The organism is Kitasatospora sp. NPDC059648 (assembly GCF_042734825.1).
In the GTDB taxonomy this organism is placed as follows: domain Bacteria; phylum Actinomycetota; class Actinomycetes; order Streptomycetales; family Streptomycetaceae; genus Kitasatospora.
The window spans coordinates 1-20,025 of the sequence record NZ_JBHWDU010000009.1 but is presented as its reverse complement, the minus strand read 5'-3'; the positions used below and the strand labels follow the sequence as shown (position 1 = coordinate 20,025).

General features: G+C 71.7%; 14 protein-coding genes, 1 pseudogene and 1 riboswitch. Of the genes and pseudogenes, 8 read left to right on the top strand and 7 right to left on the bottom strand.

Features of this window, described 5'->3' with window-relative positions; genetic code table 11:
• Positions 1–132 precede the first annotated feature (132 nt).
• Together ACFV1W_RS08250 and ACFV1W_RS08245 are read right to left on the bottom strand one after the other, a co-directional pair.
• Positions 133–1,656, bottom strand: coding sequence for an aldehyde dehydrogenase family protein (locus tag ACFV1W_RS08250; RefSeq protein WP_380414247.1), 1,524 nt, complete (start codon positions 1,654–1,656; stop codon positions 133–135).
• Positions 1,657–1,927: 271 nt separating this feature from the next.
• Positions 1,928–2,875 carry a terpene cyclase gene (locus ACFV1W_RS08245; protein ID WP_380414245.1) on the bottom strand — a complete coding sequence of 316 codons (948 nt, stop codon included), beginning with the start codon at positions 2,873–2,875 and terminating at the stop codon, positions 1,928–1,930.
• A gap of 337 nt (positions 2,876–3,212) precedes the next feature.
• Between ACFV1W_RS08245 and ACFV1W_RS08240 the strand changes: the two genes are divergently transcribed.
• Together ACFV1W_RS08240 and ACFV1W_RS08235 are read left to right on the top strand one after the other, a co-directional pair.
• Positions 3,213–6,212, top strand: a complete 3,000-nt coding sequence (locus ACFV1W_RS08240; RefSeq protein ID WP_380414243.1) for an AAA family ATPase — start codon at positions 3,213–3,215, stop codon at positions 6,210–6,212.
• Positions 6,213–6,437: 225 nt separating this feature from the next.
• Positions 6,438–7,514 (top strand): aldose epimerase family protein, encoded by a 1,077-nt coding sequence (locus ACFV1W_RS08235; RefSeq protein WP_380414241.1) that lies wholly within the window; start codon positions 6,438–6,440, stop codon positions 7,512–7,514.
• On the opposite strand, the gene ACFV1W_RS08230 is transcribed toward ACFV1W_RS08235, so the two are convergent.
• Positions 7,507–8,019 (bottom strand): GNAT family N-acetyltransferase, encoded by a 513-nt coding sequence (locus ACFV1W_RS08230; RefSeq protein ID WP_380414239.1) that lies wholly within the window; start codon positions 8,017–8,019, stop codon positions 7,507–7,509. The genes ACFV1W_RS08235 and ACFV1W_RS08230 overlap by 8 nt on opposite strands.
• A 309-nt stretch (positions 8,020–8,328) precedes the next feature.
• Here ACFV1W_RS08230 and ACFV1W_RS08225 point away from each other — a divergent pair, with 309 nt between their 5' ends.
• The 5 genes from ACFV1W_RS08225 to ACFV1W_RS08205 all read left to right on the top strand — a co-directional run bounded on the left by ACFV1W_RS08225 (position 8,329) and on the right by ACFV1W_RS08205 (position 14,469).
• The gene (locus ACFV1W_RS08225) at positions 8,329–9,609 is read left to right on the top strand and encodes an extracellular solute-binding protein (protein ID WP_380414237.1); all 1,281 of its coding nucleotides are present in this window, start codon (positions 8,329–8,331) and stop codon (positions 9,607–9,609) included.
• A gap of 79 nt (positions 9,610–9,688) precedes the next feature.
• Entirely contained in the window at positions 9,689–10,690 is a 1,002-nt protein-coding gene (locus tag ACFV1W_RS08220; RefSeq protein WP_380414235.1) for a carbohydrate ABC transporter permease, read from the top strand.
• Positions 10,691–10,729: 39 nt separating this feature from the next.
• Positions 10,730–11,635: a sugar ABC transporter permease gene (locus tag ACFV1W_RS08215; protein ID WP_380414233.1), complete on the top strand. Its 906-nt coding sequence runs from the start codon at positions 10,730–10,732 to the stop codon at positions 11,633–11,635.
• Positions 11,636–11,708: 73 nt separating this feature from the next.
• The gene (locus tag ACFV1W_RS08210; RefSeq protein WP_380414231.1) at positions 11,709–13,424 is read left to right on the top strand and encodes a glycoside hydrolase family 13 protein; all 1,716 of its coding nucleotides are present in this window, start codon (positions 11,709–11,711) and stop codon (positions 13,422–13,424) included.
• Positions 13,425–13,449: 25 nt separating this feature from the next.
• A complete protein-coding gene (locus tag ACFV1W_RS08205; protein ID WP_191093550.1) occupies positions 13,450–14,469 on the top strand; it encodes a LacI family DNA-binding transcriptional regulator in 1,020 nt (339 codons plus the stop codon).
• Between the two features lie 82 nt (positions 14,470–14,551).
• Here ACFV1W_RS08205 and ACFV1W_RS08200 read toward each other — a convergent pair whose 3' ends face one another.
• From ACFV1W_RS08200 to ACFV1W_RS08190, 3 genes are all read right to left on the bottom strand, one after another.
• The gene (locus ACFV1W_RS08200) at positions 14,552–14,752 is read right to left on the bottom strand and encodes a hypothetical protein (protein WP_380414229.1); all 201 of its coding nucleotides are present in this window, start codon (positions 14,750–14,752) and stop codon (positions 14,552–14,554) included.
• Positions 14,753–14,981: 229 nt separating this feature from the next.
• Positions 14,982–16,253 carry a transglycosylase family protein gene (locus ACFV1W_RS08195; protein ID WP_380414227.1) on the bottom strand — a complete coding sequence of 424 codons (1,272 nt, stop codon included), beginning with the start codon at positions 16,251–16,253 and terminating at the stop codon, positions 14,982–14,984.
• Between the two features lie 7 nt (positions 16,254–16,260).
• Positions 16,261–16,424: riboswitch (cyclic di-AMP (ydaO/yuaA leader) on the bottom strand.
• 461 nt (positions 16,425–16,885) lie between these two features.
• Positions 16,886–17,836: a hypothetical protein gene (locus tag ACFV1W_RS08190; RefSeq protein WP_380414225.1), complete on the bottom strand. Its 951-nt coding sequence runs from the start codon at positions 17,834–17,836 to the stop codon at positions 16,886–16,888.
• Positions 17,837–18,396: 560 nt separating this feature from the next.
• Between ACFV1W_RS08190 and ACFV1W_RS08185 the strand changes: the two genes are divergently transcribed.
• Positions 18,397–18,660: a DUF397 domain-containing protein gene (locus ACFV1W_RS08185; protein WP_350512811.1), complete on the top strand. Its 264-nt coding sequence runs from the start codon at positions 18,397–18,399 to the stop codon at positions 18,658–18,660.
• Between the two features lie 407 nt (positions 18,661–19,067).
• Here ACFV1W_RS08185 and ACFV1W_RS08180 read toward each other — a convergent pair.
• Positions 19,068–19,532: pseudogene (locus ACFV1W_RS08180) on the bottom strand (ATP-binding protein); the annotation flags it as partial.
• Between the last annotated feature and the right edge of the window lie 493 nt (positions 19,533–20,025).

The following is a 20,025-nucleotide window of genomic DNA, read 5'->3' as shown; positions in this document are numbered from 1 at the left end:
CTTGGACCCCTAACATTCTTAATTGCCCGGACCTGGTTTTGTGCCACCAACCCCCGCCGGGGGCTGTGGCGTGGCTGGGGTCGGCCGCCGCCGCCCCCCCGCTCCACTTCTGTCGGGGGTCCAGTCGGGGGTCTAGAAGAAGCCGACCGCGTCGGGGGAGTAGCTCACCAGCAGGTTCTTGGTCTGCTGGTAGTGCTCCAGCAGCGCCTTGTGGTTCTCCCGCCCGATGCCGGAGTTCTTGTAGCCGCCGAACGCCGCGTGCGCCGGATAGGCGTGGTAGCAGTTGGTCCAGACCCGGCCGGCCTGGATGGCGCGCCCGGCCCGGTGGGCGGTGTTGATGTTGCGGGTCCACACACCCGCGCCGAGCCCGTACTGGGTGTCGTTGGCCAGCGCGACCGCCTCGTCGAAGCCTTCGAAGCGGGTGACCGAGACGACCGGTCCGAAGATCTCCTCCTGGAAGACCCGCATGCTGTTGACGCCCTCGAAGACCGTCGGCGTCACGTAGTACCCGCCGGCCAGCGAGCCGCCGAGGTCGGCGCGCTCCCCGCCGACCAGGACCTTGGCGCCCTCGGCCTGGCCGATCTCGAAGTAGGAGAGGATCTTCTTCAGCTGTTCGGCGCTGGCCTGCGCGCCGACCTGGGTCGCGGTGTCCAGCGGGTCGCCCTGGCGCATCGCGCGCACCCGGGCCAGCCCGTCGCCGAGTAGCCGCTCGTAGACCGGGGACTCGATCAGTGCCCGGCTGGGGCAGGTGCAGACCTCGCCCTGGTTGAGGGCGAACATCGCGAAGCCCTCGACGGCCTTGTCGTAGAAGGCGTCGTCGGCGGCGGCGACGTCCGCGAAGAACAGGTTGGGGCTCTTGCCGCCGAGTTCGAGGGTGGCCGGGATCAGGTTGTCGGCGGCGGCCCGGGCGATCAGCCGGCCGGTGCCGGTCTCGCCGGTGAAGGCGAGCTTGCGTACCCGCTTGCTGGCGGCCAGCGGGGCGCCGGCCTCCTCGCCGAAGCCGGTGACGATGTTGAGCACGCCCGGCGGCACCAGGTCGGCGGTCAGCTCGGCCAGCAGCAGCACCGAGGCAGGGGTCTGCTCGGCGGGCTTGAGCACCACCGCGTTGCCGGCCGCGAGTGCCGGGGCGAGCTTCCAGATCGCCATCAGGATCGGGAAGTTCCACGGGATGATCTGCCCGACCACGCCCAGCGGCTCGTGGAAGTGGTACGCCACGGTGTCCTCGTCCAGCTGGGAGAGGCTGCCCTCCTGGGCCCGCAGTGCGCCGGCGAAGTAGCGCAGGTGGTCGACGGCGAGCGGGAGGTCGGCGGCCAGCGTCTCGCGCACCGGCTTGCCGTTCTCCCAGCTCTCCGCGACGGCCAGCTGCTCCAGGTTGGCCTCCATCCGGTCGGCGATCCGCAGCAGGACCTGCGCCCGCTCGGCGGCGGAGGTGCGGCCCCAGGCGGGGGCGGCGGCGTGCGCCGCGTCCAGGGCGGCCTCGATGTCCTCCGCGGTGCCGCGGGCGACCTCGGTGAACACCTCGCCGGTGACCGGCGTCGGGTTGCCGAAGTACTCGCCGCGCACCGGGGGCGCCCATCCGCCGCCGATCCAGTGGTCGTACCGGGAACGGTAGGCGACGATGCTGCCGGGCGCGCCGGGGGGCTGGTAGACCGTCATGCTCTGTGTCTCCTCGCGACGTCGGGCGCCCCCGGCGCCGGTCGGACCGGGGGTGGCGCGCCGGGCCGTCCCCGGTCCGGGAGCGGCCCGGCGGGAGGGTGCGGACACGCAGTCGGGCGGCGCCCCGCCGGGGCGCCCGCCGACGAGCACGATAACCGCCGGGCGCGCGCCGCGGCTACCGTCCGTACGCCGGGCCCGTACGGAGGGTACGCGTTCCGGTCGTCGCCGGGCGGCCGCAGGTGGTGCTCCGACGTCCGAGGGGCGGGGCCGTTCAGACCGCGTGGTACCGGCCGGTGCGGGCCTCCCAGCTCAGGTAGCCGGCCAGCCAGGTGATCAGCCCGTCGGCGTAGCGCAGGGCGATCGTGCGTTCGATCCGCGAGAGGCCCAGCTCCCGGAAGACGTCGGGCAGTCGCTCGTGCAGCTCGGCACAGCGCTCGACCATCAGCTGCGCCTCCGCCATCACCGCGGAGCAGGCCTCCTCGGCGGAGCACCGGCGCTCGCGCTGGACGATCATCACCAGGTTGTTGACGTCGCCGCGCGGGGCTTCGAGCGGGAAGGAGCGCACGTCGTTGCTGAGGGACGGTATGTCGGCGGCCAACTGGCGGATCTGACGGAGCACCGGGTGGTGCAGCACGGAGGCGGGGACCTCGAACTGGCCGATCCGTTCGACCATGTCGAAGATCGTCTCCATCGCCGCGGTGCCCCGTCTGAGCTCCAGGTAGCCGCCGCGGTCCGGCGGCCGGGCGGAGATCCGGCCGGCCGCCTCCGCCGGGTGACTGGCGAAGTAGTACTCCCAGTTGTAGGCGGCCCGGGCCTGCCAGCGGGCGGGCATGCCGTGCACGCTGCGGGCCCACAGGTCGGCGAAGGCGGTCTCGACGGGGGAGCGCTGGTCGGGCCGGGCGCCGTGCAGGACGGCGATCAGGCGCTCGCAGATCGGGGCGACCTCGGTGGGGCGGCGTCCGAGGGGCCCGTCGAACTGGTCGTCGAACAAGAAATAGAAGCCCATCAGGTCGGCCGCCAGAGCGAGTTCGTCCGGACCGGCGTCCGGGTAACCGAGCGCGGCGAGGTCGACCACCTCCCAGTGCGCGTAGCCCGGGTGGTCGGCGTCGGGCAGCAGCGGGTGGCGGATCAGCCAGTCCCGGTGCAGTGCGGTGGCGTACGGGCCGTGCGGACTGCGGCGGTACGGGAACGGGATCTGAAGTGAGTTGTCGTCAGACATCGGACTCCCGGTGCAGCGGAGGGTGGGGGCGCTTATGGTTCGAGCACTTCTCGTGGGGGGAGTTGACGCGACGGGGCGCGGCGGGTGAGGGTGGATAGCGCAAGATCATCCGCGCCTCGCGGCCCGTAGGGTATCTGATGCAATGATCGGACGTTAGGGATATAGGGCAATTGCCCTTGGCAAGCCGTCCGAACCCTCACCGTCCGCCCCAGCCTGCACGAATGTCCCACGGAGTGCCCAACGCGGCGCTAACCTCGGCTCCACGAACAGTGATGGACCGGCTCCCTCCGCGCGGCGGCGGAGCCGTGCCGCGAGCGGGTGAGGCGGAGGCGCGACGGTGACCGATCAGGGCAACGAACTTCGGACGGGAACCGGGTCCGGCCAGGTCGACGACGGACCGGCGGTCCGGGTCCGGCTGCGCGACCGCGACGCCGAACTGCGCTCCGTCGAAGCGGCCGTCGACCGCCTCTGTCGCGAGTTCGCCGCCGGCGGCACCGAGATCGGCGAACTGCTCGCCTTCTCCGGCCGTCCCGGCATCGGCAAGACCAGCCTGCTGCACGAGGTCCGACGGCTCGCCAGCCTGCGGGAGGGCGCCAGCGTGCTGTTCGCGCGCGGTGGCGAACAGCAGTTCAAGGAGCCGTACCACGTGCTGCGCCAGCTCCTCCAGCCCGTCCTGACCAAGCTGGAGGCCGACGAGTTCCGCCAGGTCATGGGCACCTGGGAAGAGGTCGTCGGACCGGCCATGGGGCTCAAGCAGCCCAAGGCCGGCGCGCGCCGCCTCGACCCCCAGGGCGTGCGCGACGGCCTCGACTACGTCCTCACCCAACTCGCGCCGCGCCGCGCGCCGATGGTGATGATCGTCGACGACCTGCACTGGGCGGACGCCGAATCCCTCTCCTGGCTCGCCAAGTTCGCCGTCCGCTCCGGCGAACTGCCCGTACTGCTGGTCTTCGCCTTCCGCGAGGACGAGAACGACTGGCCGGCCGAGACCCAGGACCTGCGCCGGGGCGTCCTCAACCTCGCCAGCCGCAAGCACGAACTCAGCCGGCTCACCCTGAGCTCCGTCACCGACATGATTCGCGCCGAACTCGGCGACAAGGCCGAGGACGCCTTCTGCTACGAGTTCTGGAACGTCGTCAACGGCAACCCGTTCGAAGCCGGCCGCCTGCTCGACCAGGTACGCGAGCAGGAGCTCGAACCGGTCGAGGAGAACTCCCGGCAGCTGCGGGAACTCGCCGTCGACGCCACCGGAATGACCCTCAAGAGCTGGCTGGACCGGCTCGGCCCCGCCACCCTGCGCTTCGCCTGGGCCTGCGCGATGCTGGGCACCGACATCCGGGTCGACCTCGCCACCCGGATCTCCACCCAGAGCACCGAGGGCGCCCGGGAGTCCATCAAGCAGCTGCGCAAGCAGCGCGTGCTCACCCAGGCGCCCAACGGGAACCTGGAGTTCGTCCACCCGCTGATCGCCAGCTCCATCTACAACACCATGCCGGACGCCACCCGCCTCGGCATGCACGGCATCGCCGCCGTCGAGATCGAGAACGCCGGGCTCGGCCTGCTCGCCGCCTCCCGTCACCTGGTCGAGACCCACTCCGGCGAGGGCGACGACCGGATCGTCAAGAAGCTGCGCCGCGCCGCCGTCGAGCACCAGCTGATCGGCGCTCCCGAGGCCGCCCAGCGCTGCCTGCACCGCGCGCTCAACGAGCCGCCCGCCGACGACATCAAGGCCGAGGTGCTGTACGAGCTCGGCTGCTCCGCACTGCTCACCGACCCCGGCGCCACCGTCAACCAGCTCCGGCTGGCCCTCGACCCCGACGAGGGGCCGCTGCGCCCCGAACTGCGGGTGGACGCCACCTTCCGGCTCTCCGAGGTGCTCGCCCACAGCGGTGAACTGGGCCAGGCCGCCCTGGTCTGCCAGGAGGAGGCCGAGAAGACCGCCGACCCGGTCCGGCGCCAGCGGCTCCAGGCGGCCTCCTTCATGTGGCACGCCTTCCGCAAGTCCGAGGAGGACGGCCCCGGCCGCTCCGCCCGGCTCGAAGAGCTGTGCCTGAACCTGACCGGCCGGGAGGCCGCCGACCGGGCCGTGCTCGCCATGCGCGCCTGGGACCTGACCCTGCGCGGCGCCTCCTCCGCGGAGGCGCTGGCGCTGGCCGACGAGGCCCTTGACGGCGGTCGGCTGCCCAAGGGCCTCGGCTGGACCGACACCACCTGGGGCTTCGAACTGCCCTCGATGCTCTGCCTCACGTACATCTACAACGACCGCATCGCCCAGGCCGAGCGGCTGGCCGCGGACGCCATCATCCAGTTCGAGGTGGCCGGTTGGAGCGGTGCCCACCGGGGCTTCGCGTACTTCCTGATGGGGCTGGCCCGGTTCCGCCGCGGGCTGCTCGCCGAGGCGGAGGACTTCCTGCGCCGGGCCTACCGCATCTCCGAGCGGATCGGGGCCAAGCTGCCGCTGGCCTGGGACGCCGTCGGCGTGCTGGTGGACACGCTCATCGCCCGCGGCCGGGTCGAGGAGGCCTGGGAGGAGGCCAACACGTTCGGCTTCCACCCGCCGTACCACGCGACCGCTATGGTGCTGCCGGACGCCGCCTCGCTGTACGGCAAGCTGCTGGTCGCCAAGAACCGGCACGCCGGAGCGGCCGCCGCGCTCACCGAGGCCGGGGCCCAGCTGGAGGTCCGCGGCTGGCGCAACACCGTCTGGGCGCCGTGGGCAGGCCACCTCGCGATCGCGATCGCGGCCGACGAGCCCGAGCGCGCCCGCGAGTACGCCCAGAGGGCCGTCGGGGACGCCCGCACCTTCGGCACCGCCTCGGCGATCGGCAGCGCGCTGCGACTGCAGGCGAGCATCGAGGACGGCCAGCAGGCGGTGGAGCTGCTGGAGCAGGCCGTGGAGCACCTCGGGCAGTCCCCGGCCGGGTACGAGCACGCCGTCGCGCTGGTCGACCTCGGTGCCGCGCTGCGTCGGGTCGGACGGCTGGAGGACGCCCAGGAGTACCTGTACCAGGGCATCGAGCTGGCCCAGCACTGCTCGGCGGAGAAGCTGGTCGACCGGGCCCGGCGGGAGCTGGCCAACTACGGGCTGCGGCCCAACCGGCTGGGGCTGCACGACTTCCGGGAGACGCTGGAGGCGCTCAGCGGGCCGGAGCGGGAGGTGGCCAACCTGGCGGTCAAGGGCGTGCCGCCGCAGCGGATCGCCGAGCAGCTCGGGGTGCACCTGAGTCTGGTCAACCGGCGGCTGGCGGCGGTCTACCGCAAGGCGGGCACCGGGCCGGACGGGCTGGCCTCGGCGCTGGGACTGGAGCAGCGGCAGGGCGAGGAGCCGCCGGAGTAGCGGCGCGTGCGGCACGGCGAGGGCCCGGGGAGGGCAGCGGAGGGCGGCGGCCGTGAGAGGGGCGGGCGGCCGGGGGCGTTCGTACGGCGCGCGGAGGCATGGAAGCGCCCCCACGGGTGCCGCCCTCGCTAGGCTGACCGACACCACGGGGGCCGCCGCGACGCCCCCGGACGGACCGGGACCGGGCGGAGGCGGCACACTGCCGCCGCCAGTGAGGAGCAGGCCATGGCGAGCGAGGCCACCACGGTGCGCCGCGAACCCCTCGACCCCTCGGGCGCGGGCGCGGCGATCCAGCGCTGGACGCTGACGGCTGGCCCGTTCGAGGCGAGCGTGCTCACCCTCGGCGCCACCCTGCACACCCTCAGCGCGCCGGACCGGGTCGGACGTACGGCCCAACTGCTGCTGTCCACGGACGAGCTGGCGCAGATCCTGGGCCCCGCGCGGCACTACGGCACGGTGGTCGGCCGGTACGCCAACCGGATCGACGGCTCCAGCGTCACCATCGACGGCCAGAACCACCCGCTGGCCCCGACCGGCGGCGGGATGACCATCCACGGCGGCCCGGACGGCTTCGCCCAGCGGATGTGGGCGGCCGAGCCGGTCGAGGGCGGGGTGCTGCTGCGGCTGCACAGCCCGGACGGCGACCAGGGCTTCCCGGGCGCGCTGGACGTCACCGTCTCCTACACCCTGTCGTACGCCCCGGGGGCGGGCGGCGAGCTGGTGATCGACTACCGGGCCGTCACCAACAAGCCGACCGTCGTCAACCTGACCAACCACGCCTACTTCAACCTCGCGGGTGAGGGCAGCGGCGACGTCCTCGGCCACCTGCTCACCCTGGACGCCGACGAGTACACCCCGGCCGACGAGCGGCAGATCCCGTACGGGCGGACCGAGCCGGTGGCCGGCACGCCCTTCGACTTCACCGTGGCCACCCCGATCGGCAAGTCGGTGCACGACGACCACCCGCAGCTGGTCGGCCCGGGCGGCTACGACCACAACTGGGTGCTGCGCGCCCGCCCGGCGGACGGCGGGCCGGCGCGGGCGGCGCTGCTGGAGGACCCGGTCAGCGGCCGCACCCTGGAGGTGCTGACCACCGAGCCGGGCGTCCAGGTCTACACGGCGAACAAGTTCCAGGGCGCGGTCACCGGCGCGCGGGGGGTGCCGTACGGGCCGTTCGCCGGGATCGCGCTGGAGACCCAGCACTTCCCGGACTCCCCGCACCACCCGGCCTTCCCGAGCACCGAGCTGCGGCCGGGGGAGGAGTTCCGCTCGACCACCGTGCTGCGGCTCGGGGTCAGCTGACCGGTCGGCCGAGGTCCCGGCGCATGCAGAGCCGGGGCCAGCGGTCGAGGCCGTGCTCGGCCTCCCTGCGGCGGATCCCGCGCAGGCCGGGGGTGAGTTCGGCGTCGGTCAGCGGGCGGAAGCCGCAGCGGGCGTAGTAGGGGGCGTTCCAGGGAACGTCCGCGAAGGTGGTCAGGGTGAGCGCGGGGGCGTCGGTGCCCTCGGCGAGGTGCTCGATGAGCGCCCGGCCGATGCCGCGGCGGGCGTGGTCGGGGTGGACCGAGACCTGTTCGACGTGCAACGCGCCGTCCACCGGCTCGGCCAGCAGGTAGCCGGCGATGGTCCCGTCCGCGGCCTCGGCGACCAGGGCGGTGCCGTGTTCCAGATAGGGGGCGAGCTCCTCCGGGGTCGGGGGTTCGTCCTCGGCGATCTCCGGCATCCCGATCCCGGCGAAGGGGGCTCCGGCGGCCCGCTCCAGTTCGCCCAGCAGGGGCAGTTCGTCCTCGGTGACGGCTCTGATGCGCATGCGTCCAGTCTGCTGCAAGCGCCTTTCAGCCACGCACGGTGGTCGCGCCGGCCATCCAGGACCGGGGTGAAGCGGGCGAAGTCGGACATTGCGCCGCGCCGTCAACTACCGCGCGGCTACGTCCAGGACACGCGGACGTAACAATCGGCGTTTCTTGCAGAAACTTGCTGCAAGGACTTTCCGTCACTCTTGCGCCGCTGTTAACTTCCTTCCGAGCCCGACGGCAGCAACGGTGCGGTCGGCACGAGGCAGCCATTATGCGCCTGTCTTCCAACATCTCGGGCACCCCCACCCTCCCAAGGAGTTCTCATGCGGCGTGGCATCGCGGCCTCTGCCCTCGTTGTGGCCCTCGCGGTCTCGATGGCTGCCTGTGGCAGCAGTGGCGGCTCCGGCTCGGACAGCAAGGCCGACGGCCCGGTCACCCTCACGTACTGGGACACGTCGAACGCCACCAACGAGGCTCCGAACTACCAGGAACTGGCCAAGAAGTTCGAGGCGGCCAACCCGAACGTCAAGGTCAACTTCGTCAACGTGCCGTTCGACCAGGCGCAGAACAAGCTGCAGACCGCCATGGGGGCCAAGGGCGCACCGGACGTGTTCCGCTCCGACGTCGGCTGGACCGCCGCCTTCGCCAAGGCCGGCTTCCTGGAGCCGCTGGACGGCACCCCGGCCGCCGCCGACACCTCCGCCTTCCAGCCCAGCCTGATCCAGCAGGCCAAGTACGACGGCAAGCTGTACGGCGTCCCGCTGGTCACCGACACCCTCGGCTTCCTCTACAACAAGGACCTGTTCGCCAAGGCCGGCATCACCGACGCCCCCAAGACCTGGGACGAGCTGAAGACCGACGCCGCCGCCATCAAGGACAAGGCGGGCGTCGACGGCTTCTGGCTGAAGGCCGCCGACGGCTACTACGCGATGCCGTTCCTGTTCGGCGAGGGCACCGACACCGTCGACGCCGCCAACAAGAAGATCACCATCACCTCGCCCGAGGCCGTCAAGGGCATCGAGACCTACAAGTCGATGTTCACCTCGCCCGGCACGGCCAAGGCCGACGTCACCACCGACGCCTACGCCCACATGATGGACGCCTTCAACAGCGGCAAGGTCGCGGCGATCATCCAGGGCCCCTGGGAGATCACCAACATCTACAAGGGCTCCGCCTTCGCCGACAAGAAGAACCTCGGCATCGCCCCCGTCCCGGCCGGCTCCGGCGGCAAGGCCGGCGCCCCCACCGGCGGCCACAACATCGCCGTCTACGCCGGTGCCGACAAGGCCCACAAGGCCGCCGCCGAGAAGTTCGCCGCCTTCATGACCTCGGCCGAGAGCCAGGCCTTCATCGCGCAGAAGAACTCCACCCTGCCGACCCGCTCCGACGCCTACACCGCCGACGTCAAGGCCGACCCGGGCATCGCCGGCTTCCAGGCCATCCTCGGCAGCGCCAAGCCGCGCCCCGAACTGCCTGAGTACGGCTCGCTGTTCGACTCGCTCGGCACCAACCTGGGCAAGGCCGTCCAGGGCACCGGCACCCAGGACGCGCTGAACACCGTGGCCACGGACTACGCCAAGCTCCTGCCGGGCTTCGCCAAGTAGTCCCCGCAGCCCGGCCCGCCGACACCGGCGGGCCGGGCCGTCGGCTCCCCCGAGACTTCCCCCCGAGAAGGTGCAAACGATGTCAGTCGCCGTGCAGGGCGCCACCGGCAAGGGCAGCCGGGAGCGCGATCAGCGTCCGGGCCTGCTGGAACGCCTCAAGCGCTCCTACGCCAGGCACTGGTACGCCTACGCGATGATCGCCCCGGTCGTGCTGGTGCTCGGCGTCCTGGTGTTCTACCCGCTCGTCCAGGGCATCTGGCTGACTCTCACCGACGCCAACAGCCTCAACGTCGCCCGCCACATCGGCGTCAACGAGATCCCGGCCAGCTACCAGTACATCGGCTTCCACAACTACGCCGACATCCTCTGGGGCCCCGGCTCGTACGACCGGTTCTGGTCCCACTTCGTGTGGACCATCGCCTGGACGGTCATCTGCGTCTGCCTGCACTACACCCTCGGCCTCGGCCTCGCCGTCCTGCTCAACAAGAAGCTGCGCGGACGTGCCGCCTACCGGATGCTGCTCATCCTCCCGTGGGCCGTACCGACCTTCGTCACCGTCTTCTCCTGGCGCCTGATGCTCTCCGACGGCGGCGTCGTCAACACGGTGCTGTCCAGCCTGCACCTGCCCGAGCCCGGCTGGCTCACCGACCCTTGGGCGCAGAAGGCGGCCGCGATCCTGGTCAACACCTGGGCCGGCGTGCCGTTCATGATGATCTCGCTGCTCGGCGGCCTGCAGGCGATCCCGGCCGAGCTGTACGAGGCCGCCGAGATGGACGGCGCCACCCGCTGGCAGCAGTTCCGCCACATCACCCTGCCCGGGCTGCGCAGCGTCTCCTCCACCGTCGTGCTGCTCGGTGTGATCTGGACGTTCAACCAGTTCAACGTCATCTTCCTGCTGTTCGGCAAGGGCGCCCCCGACGCCCAGCTGCTGGTCACCTGGGCCTACCGCCTCGCCTTCGGCCAGATCCCCCAGGACTTCGCGCAGTCCGCCTCGTACGGCGTGATCCTGCTGTCCATCCTGATCGTCTTCACCGCCTTCTACCGGCGCTGGCTCGCCCGCAACGAGCAGGCCAACGGCTGAGGCCCCGGACCCAGTTGACCCACGAAGGCAGGTAACCCGATGAGCACCACCACCGAACGCCCCGCCCCCGCGGCGACCGCGGCCCCGGCCGCCCGGCCCGCCAGGTTCCGGCCGCGCGGCGAGAGCAGCCCGCTGTCCAAGGCGCTGTCCCACGGCGTCCTGATCCTGGCCAGCCTGATCGCGCTGTTCCCGGTCGGCTGGATCCTCTTCGTCTCGCTCGGACCGGACAAGACCGACTACCTCCACCCCGGCAAGATCTTCGGCAAGCTCACGCTGTCGAACTACCAGCACGTGCTGGCCGACACCGACTTCTTCACCTGGTTCGGCAACGCCCTGCTGGTCTCCGGCGTCACCACCGTGTTCGGCGTGCTGCTCGCGGCCACCACCGGCTACGCCGTCTCCCGGATGAAGTTCCCCGGGCACAAGCCGCTGATGTGGTCGCTGCTGGTCACCCAGATGTTCCCGATCGCGGTGCTGATCGTGCCGATGTACACGATGCTCTCCGAACTCGGGCTGCTGGACAGCTACACCGGCCTGATCCTGGTCTACTCGACCACCACCGTGCCGTACTGCGCCTGGCTGATGAAGGGCTACTTCGACACCATCCCGGTGGAGATCGACGAGGCCGGCCGGGTCGACGGGCTCAGCCCGTTCGGCACCTTCTGGCGACTGGTGCTGCCCCTCGCCCGCCCGGGCCTGGCGGTGGCCGCCTTCTACTCCTTCCTCACCTACTGGGCCGAGGTGCCGTTCGCCTCCACCTTCATGCTCAGCTCCGACAAGTACACGCTGGCCGTCGGCCTGCAGAGCTTCGTCAGCGAGCACGACGCCCAGTGGAACCTGATGGCCGCCACGGCGGTGCTGATCGCGATCCCCTCCGCGGCCTTCTTCTACCTGGTGCAGCGCCACCTGGTCACCGGCCTGACCGCCGGTGCCTCCAAGTCCTGAGGCCCACCGCCGTTCCGGCGCTGCCCGACGACCCAGCGCTCCCCGCTCCTCTAGTCCCCAAGGGATACCGTCCATGACCCAGAACCTGGCCGACACCTCCCGGCCTGCCGCCGACACCGCCCACGAGGCGGCCCCCCCGGCTCCTGTGACTGGCGGCGCGTCCAGAGGCTGGTGGCGGGACGCGGTCATCTACCAGGTGTACCCGCGCAGCTTCGCCGACTCCAACGGGGACGGCATGGGCGACCTGCCCGGCATCCGCAGCCGCCTGCCGTACCTGCGCGACCTCGGCGTGGACGCCGTCTGGCTCTCCCCGTTCTACGCCTCGCCGCAGGCCGACGCCGGGTACGACGTCGCCGACTACCGCGCCGTGGACCCGATGTTCGGCACCCTGCTGGACGCCGACGCGCTGATCCGCGACGCCCACCAGCTGGGTCTGCGGATCATCGTCGACCTCGTCCCCAACCACTCCTCGGATCAGCACGAGTGGTTCCAGCGCGCCCTGCGGGAGGGCCCCGGCTCCCCGCTGCGCGAGCGCTACCACTTCCGCCCCGGCAAGGGTGAGCAGGGCGAACTGCCGCCCAACGACTGGGAGTCCATCTTCGGCGGCCCGGCCTGGACCCGCACCGAGAACCCGGACGGCACCCCCGGCGACTGGTACCTGCACCTGTTCGCCCCGGAGCAGCCCGACTTCAACTGGGAGAACCCCGCCGTCGCCGACGAGTTCCGCTCGATCCTGCGGTTCTGGCTGGACATGGGTGTGGACGGCTTCCGCATCGACGTCGCCCACGGCCTGGTCAAGGCCCCCGGCCTGCCCGACCTCGGCGGCGCCGACCAGCTCAAGCTGCTCGGCAACGACGTCATGCCGTTCTTCGACCAGGACGGCGTGCACGAGATCTACCGCAGCTGGCGCCGGATCCTCGACGAATACCCGGGGCAGCGGATCGGCGTCGCCGAGGCCTGGACCCCGACCGTCCAGCGCACCGCCAACTACGTCCGCCCCGACGAGCTGCACCAGGCCTTCAACTTCCAGTACCTGGGCACCGACTGGGATGCCGCCGCGCTGCGCGAGGTGATCGACGTCTCGCTCGACTCGATGCGTCCGGTCGACGCCCCCACCACCTGGGTGCTGTCCAACCACGACGTCACCCGGCACGCCACCCGCTTCGCCAACGAGCCCGGCCTCGGCACCCAGATCCGCACCCCCGGCGACCGCGCGCTCGGCCTGCGCCGCGCCCGCGCCGCCACCCTGCTGATGCTCGCGCTGCCCGGCTCGGCGTACGTGTACCAGGGCGAGGAGCTCGGCCTGCCGGACGTCACCGACCTGCCGGACGAGGTCCGCCAGGACCCGTCCTTCTTCCGCCAGGCCGGCCAGGACGGCTACCGCGACGGCTGCCGCGTCCCGATCCCGTGGTCCGGCAGCGAGGCCCCGTACGGCTTCGGACCGGTCGAGGGCGGGCCGTCCTGGCTGCCGCAGCCGGCCGAGTGGGCCGAACTGAGCGTCGAGGCGCAGACCGGCGACCCGTCCTCCACCCTGGAGCTCTACCGCAGCGCGCTGGCCGTCCGACGGGCACACCCCGACCTGGGCGCCGGCACCGGGGTCGAGTGGCTGGACGGCCCCGAGGGCACCCTCGCCTTCCGGCGCGGCTCCTTCGTCTGCACGGTGAACACCACCGGCGAGCCGGTGCGGATCGCCGCCCCGGGCCGACTGCTGCTCGCCTCGACCGAACTCGTGCTGGACGGCGGCGAGACGGTGCTCGCTCCGGACGCCACCGGCTGGTGGGCGGTCTGACGTGGTTGCAATAGGCTCTGGGACCGTGACTACGGCGCGACTCTCAGACATCGCGGCACAGGCGGGGGTCAGCGAAGCCACCGTCTCCCGCGTGCTCAACGGCAAGGCGAACGTCTCCGCCGCCACCAGGCAGACCGTCCTGGCGGCGCTGGACGTGCTCGGCTACGAGCGGCCGACCCGGCTGCGCCAGCGCAGTGCCGGGCTGATCGGGCTGATCACGCCGGAGTTGAGCAACCCGATCTTCCCCGCGCTGGCGCAGGTGATCGAGCAGGTGCTCAGCCGGCACGGCTTCACGCCGGTGCTGTGCACCCAGACCCCGGGCGGGTCCACCGAGGACGAACTGGTCGAGATGCTGGTCGACCGGGGCGTGGCGGGCATCGTCTTCGTCTCCGGGCTGCACGCCGACTCCACGGCCGACCACGACCGCTACGCCCGGCTGGCCGGGCGCGGGGTGCCGTTCGTGCTGATCAACGGCTTCAGCGAGAAGATCGACGCGCCGTTCATCTCGCCGGACGACCGGTCCGCGATGTGGATGGCCGTCCAGCACCTGGCCGAACTCGGGCACGAGCGGATCGGCCTGGCGGTGGGGCAGCGGCGGTACGTGCCGGTGCTGCGCAAGATCGAGGGCTTCACGGCGGCGATGCGCGAGGTGCTCGGGCTCGGCCAGGAGGAGGCGGAAGGCCTCGTCCACCACACGCTGTTCAGCGTGGAGGGCGGGCACGCGGCGGCCGGAGCGCTGCTCGACAAGGGCTGCACGGCGATCGTCTGCGGGAGCGACATGATGGCGCTCGGGGCGATCCGGGCGGTGCGGCAGCGCGGGCTGTCGGTGCCGCACGACGTCTCGGTGGTCGGCTTCGACGACTCGCCGCTGATCGCCTTCACCGAGCCGCCGCTGACCACGATCCGCCAGCCGGTCGAGGCGATGGCGACGGCGGCGGTGGACGCGCTGCTGGAGGAGGTCGGTGGGAACGCCGCCCAGCGCGGGGAGTTCATGTTCCAGCCGGAGCTGGTGATGCGGGGCTCCACGGGGGCCTGCGCGCGCTGAGCCGATCGGTCGGCGGACCGGGTCAACCGACGGGCCCCGGAGGGCGGTTGCTCTCCGGGGCTCGTCGGCGTTCGTTGCCCGGTCAGCCCTCCTGGACGTTCCGGCGGTCGGTGGAGACCCGTCGGCCGTCGGCGGCGTCGCCGGTCCGGGTCTCGGTGCGGCGGCCGCGGGCCAGGTAGTCGCGCAGTACCAGTTCGACGGCCTCCTGGGGGTTCTTGGTACCGGAGAGCAGCATCGCGTCGATCGCGAGGTTCGCGTCGAGCGTGACGGTGATCTGGGCCATGGTGACTCCTCCTCGGGTGCGGAGCAGCAGCATGCCCGCTGCGTCGGAGTCCGACCATGCGGCACCGGGCGCCGCGGGCCCGGTCGTCCGGGTGCGCCGAAGCCCCGGGGAGGAGTGAGCGGGCTCTTCCCCGGGGCGGTCCGGTGACGGCTGAGGGCTGACGGATGAGAGGTGATGGAATCCGTCGTCCGTCAGCTGTCCTCTGTCAGCCGTTCGGTGTTCGCGGTGCTCAGACCCGGCCGGCGAAGTCCGGGGCCCAGTTGGCGATGGTCTGGAGGCGGACGCCCGAGCTCGGGTTGGCGGCCTCGACGTACTGGCCGCCGCCGACGTAGATGGCGACGTGGTAGACGCCGGAGTTCTGACCGTTGTTCGACCAGAAGAGCAGGTCGCCCGGCTGGAGGCTGTCCAGCGACACGTGGGTGCTGGCGGCGGCCTGGTCGGCGGCGACGCGCGGGATGTTGATGCCCGCGGCGCGCAGCGCGGCCTGGGTCAGGCCGGAGCAGTCCCAGCCACCGTTGCCGGTGCCGCCGTAGACGTAGGCCTGGCCGACCTTCGACTCGGCGAAGGAGACCGCGGCGGCCATGCTGCCGGTGGCAGCCGGGGCCTGGGTCTGGGCGGCCGGCTTCGAGGCGGGCTTGGCGGCCGGGGCCTTGGTCTGGGCGATCGGCTTGGCGGCCGCCACAGCGCCGTTCGAAGCCTGGCCGGACTTCTGCGAGCGGTCGAACCAGGTGAAGTCCGAGCCGGACTTGGCGGTGGAGGACTGGTCGGCCTGGGCCGAGGTGCCGTCACCGAAGGTCAGCTGCTGGCCCGGGTAGATGGTGTCCGGGCCCTCGGTGAGGGTGCTGCGGTTGAGCTCGTACAGGTGCTGCCAGCCGCCCTGGACGTTGTGCTTCTCGGCGATCGAGGACAGCCAGTCACCCTTGACGACGGTGTAGTCGCCGGTCTGCGCCGGGTGCTGCTTCGCCCAGCCGCTGGTGGCGGACTTGGCGGAGGCCGAGGCGGAGTCACCGGAGGCCTGGTCCTGGGCGGGCGCGGCCGGCTTGGCGGGCGCCGCGACCGGAGCCGGGCTCTGGGTCGGCTTGGCGGCCGGCTTGGCGGCCGTCGAGGTGTCGACGGAGGCCGGGGCGCCGCCCTGGGTCAGACCGGCCTGGACCGAGCAGACCGGCCAGGCGCCGGGGCCCTGCGAGGCGAGGACCTTCTCGGCGACGGCGATCTGCTGGTCCTTGGTGGCGAGGTTGGCCTGCGGCGCGTACGCGGTGCCGCCGAAGGCGGCCCAGGTGCTGGAGGTGAACTGCAGGCCGCCGTAGAAGCCGTTGCCGGTGTTGATGCTCCAGTTGCCGCTGCTCTCGCACTGGGCGACCTTGTCCCAGGTGGCGACGGAGGCGGCGTCGGCGGTGCCGGTAGTGAGGCAGGGGACGGTGAGGCCGACGCCCGCCACGCCGAGGGCGGCGATCACGCGACGAGTGCGGCTGGACAGGCGGTTGCCGTTGGAAGGCAGCATGAAGACGCGGTCCTCTCCCACGCCTGCGAGGTGAGCTGTCGGATTCGGGCTGGAGTTGCCCGGCCGCGCTGTGGCGCGGCTTCACCCCTAGCCCAGGACCTTTTCCGGGAAAGCGGTCCGGGGCGACTTACCTGTGGTTCCCCCGCTCCTGCCGTGATGCGTTTTCGCGCTGCCAGGACATCCGACGGCAGGACTCGGCGTCGCGGATGAACTGGGTCCGTGTGGTCACGAACGGGGAGCACGTTAAGCAGACTTAAGTTCGAACTGCAAATACCTGTGATGCGCATCACGGTTTACGAAAAAAGGCCGAACGGCTCGAATTTCATGATCAGAAATGATCGTTCTCCGGCAATTCTGCGGTGAATTCACAAAACTGGCTCCGCCTCAGGAGCGATGTGACGGGGCGTTGGAGCGTGGAGCGGCGCGCTCGTCGGGCTGGAAGGTGCCCAGGATTCGAGCGCCCGGTGATGCCTCGGCTATTCATCGACAAAATGCACCAGAACGGACATTACGTGGCAATGGCCGCTTAACTCGCCTGCGGGGCAATCCGAACAAGCGAAAAGGGCCCGGAACGCGGTCGTTCCGGGCCCTTCGGTGGTGCGGGTGCGGCGACGGGTGGCCGCGCGGGTCCGTCAGCCCTCCACGGGCCCCTCAGTGGCCGCGTGGGCGCGTCGGGAGCCCTCCCCGGCCCCGGCGGTGGCGGCGGCCTCCGCCTCCGCCTCGGCGAGCTCCTCCGCCGACGGCGTCGGCAGCGCGGCCAGGTAGGTGGAGGCGATCAGCTGGCCGACGGTCGGGTAGGCGCCCAGCGGCGCCGCCGACGGGCAGCCGGTCTCCTCGGCGGCCGTGGCGAGCAGCTCGGAGTCCGCCTCCGGGCCGATGACGAGCGGGGCCAGCGCCGGGCGCTGGGCGCCGGTCTCCTTGAGGTGGTCGACGGCGCCGGCGACCGATCCGGGCACGTCGAGCGCGGCGGCGACGACCGGGACGGCCAGTCGGGCGGCCAGCAGCACGCCGGTGATGCCGGCCGCGGCGGCCGCGTCCTCGCCGCCCACGGTGGTCAGCACGACGCCGTCGGCGGCGGTCGCGATGGCGAACAGCCGGGCCCGGTCGGCCCGGGCCAGCCCGGCCTCGGACAGTCGCACGTGGACGGCCTCGGCGAGCAGCGGGTGCGGGCCCAGCGCGTCGGTGACGGTCGCGCCGTACTCCGCGGCGAGGGCGTGAAGCCCGGTCAGGAAGCCGTGCGGACCGGGCACCAGCGGCACCACGACGGGCGTCGGCAGCCCGGCCTCGGCGGCCGCCGCCAGCAGCTCCGCCACGGTGCGGTCCTCGGAACCGCCGGCCTCGGCGCCGTCGGCCGGGAGGTAGCCGACCGCGGCCTGGACGCCGGCGTGCTCGCTGCGGACGATCGACAGCAGCTCCTCGACGACCGAACGGGACTCGGGCCCCGCGGTCGCGGGCACGGCGAGCACCAGGGCCGGCGAGCCGGTGCGGATCTCGGGGCGCTCGGGGCGGCGGTGGCGCCCCCGCGCACGGGAGCCTGGAGTGCGGACGGGCAGTGGCGCGCCCGGGATGGCTGCGGTGCTCATGCCGGAGATCGTAGGTCATCAGCCCGTCAGGCCTGCAGTCGGCTGCCGTACGGGTTTCGGGTGGTCGTGGTGCGGAGGCCGTGTCGCCGCCCCGTCGGTACGGGCGGTTTGCCTACAATCCGGACATTCCTCGCCCAACGCCCGCTCCCGCCCGCGCAGTTGCCCTGACGTGTCCCGAGGGGCGGCGCGTTGCGTCCGGGGCGCGTGAGATGTCTCACAGTCGGAAGGTGGCCTGACGGAGGGTCACGGCGGTGCGACTCCCGGCATTCGAAGATCAACATTTAGCGGGGGACCGCTCACGGCCGGTTATGGACGAGCCGACGATTCCAACGGCTATGTCCGTTTACGTACCGTCAGGAGAAGGGTCCGTGAAGAGTTCGGAACGACCGGCAAAATGCGCCGTGCACCTGCAACGTCCCGTGCTGATGCACGTGCACTGCAGCTATCATCGCGTCAAGTGAGGCGTTGCGCCCGGACCGGTACGGGGCCGGTCCTCTCGTTCGGCGGGTGCCGGGGGCGCCGCGCTGGACGACAACTCCGGAGCTCTTCGGGAGACCTCTATGCACGACTCGCAGGACACGCACGGCTCGAACCACACCTACAACGGGATGGCCGCCGCCGACCTCCAGGGGGTGGTGTGGCAGAAGAGCCGGCACAGCAACTCCCAGGGCAACTGCGTCGAGTTCGCGGCCCTGCCGGGCGGCGACGTCGCGATGCGCAACTCGCGCTTCCCGGACGGTCCGGCGCTCATCTACACCCGGGCGGAGATCGCCGCCCTGCTGCTGGGGGCCAAGGACGGGGAGTTCGACCACCTGGCGGTCTGACCGGCCGCTGCTCCACCATCGGGGGGCCGTCGTGGGTGCTGACACCACGACGGCCTTTGTCTTTGCCCGGCGGCGGCCCATCCCGCTTCCGTCCGGTCCCGCGGTGGACCGTGCGGCGGGGCCTGCCGGGGTGCCGCGGGTGCTCCCGCGGGCTGCCCGCCTCCTCCGGTGCAGGAGCGCTCGGTGCGGAGCCGGTTCCGGGACCCGGCCGGGCTCGACGCGGGGGACTGGCTGAAGGGCCCGGGGTGTGGTCCTCCCGGGTCGCCCCTCGGGCGGCCGTGCGCCGTGCGGCGCTAGGCCGAGCGCCGGTGCCGTCCACCGATTTCGACTCGTCCGTCGAGCCGGTCCAGGTGGTGGCCGTCCAGGGTGCCGTAGTCGAGCCCGCTGCCGCCGGCCCGCTCCGCCTCGAACACCGCCCAGACCACCTTGCCGCTGCCCAGCGGGTGCCAGCCCCAGGAACGGCTGAACGACTCCACCAGGTGCAGCCCGCGGCCGGACTCGGCGACGAAGTCCGCCTCCCGGGCCACCGGACCGATGCTGCTCGGATCGCTCACCGCGCAGACCACCTGGCGCGCGCGGTGCACCAGGCTTATTCGGATCGGCAGCCGTCCCTCCGGGGTGGGCTGTGTGGGAAAGTCGTACTCGCCCAGGGCGCCGCCCGACGGGTCGGGCCGTGCGCCGATCGCATGCCGGAGCGCGTTGGTCACGAGTTCCGAGGCCACCAGCGCGACATCGTCGAACAGCTCTATCAGGCCCCAGCGCTGAAGAGTCGTCCGGGCGAAGTCGCGCGCGGTTCTCACGGCTTCGAAGCGAGGAGCGAGCGTACAGGTGACCACATGGGGGTCAACCGCCAAAGCCGTACCGGTGCTCATGAAGAGCTCCTCCCATAAGGGGGCGGACACGGCTGGACCCGCCGGGGTCATGCCGGTCACCTCCGACTCGCTCGGCCGCTCGGCCGCCCCCTCGACCAGGCGCGCGCGCACTCGAACGCCCGATGGCGCGGGGACCGCCGTCGGACCGGTGCACGGAGTCGCGCGTGGGGTCGACGCGGAGCCCGCGGGATTGCCAGGGATGTGCAGGTGCACGTGCACCATGGTGGTGTGCGCTCACTGCAGATGCAAGAGTCGATTCACGTGCAGTCGCACTATTGGCATATGCAAGCGCCGGATGCACGTGCATCCTGGTGTGCGGCGTGTGGAACTGATAGGAACATCCGTCAGTATCGGCACCGTGAGCGCTCAACTGATGGCAGACTGTGCGCTGTTTGCCCTAGTACTGCAACCGCACTTGATCATGGTTGACTTGGCGAGTGGTTGATCTTGGGGTGGGGCAGGTCGAGGAGTGGAAGGCGGCGCTGGCGGGGTT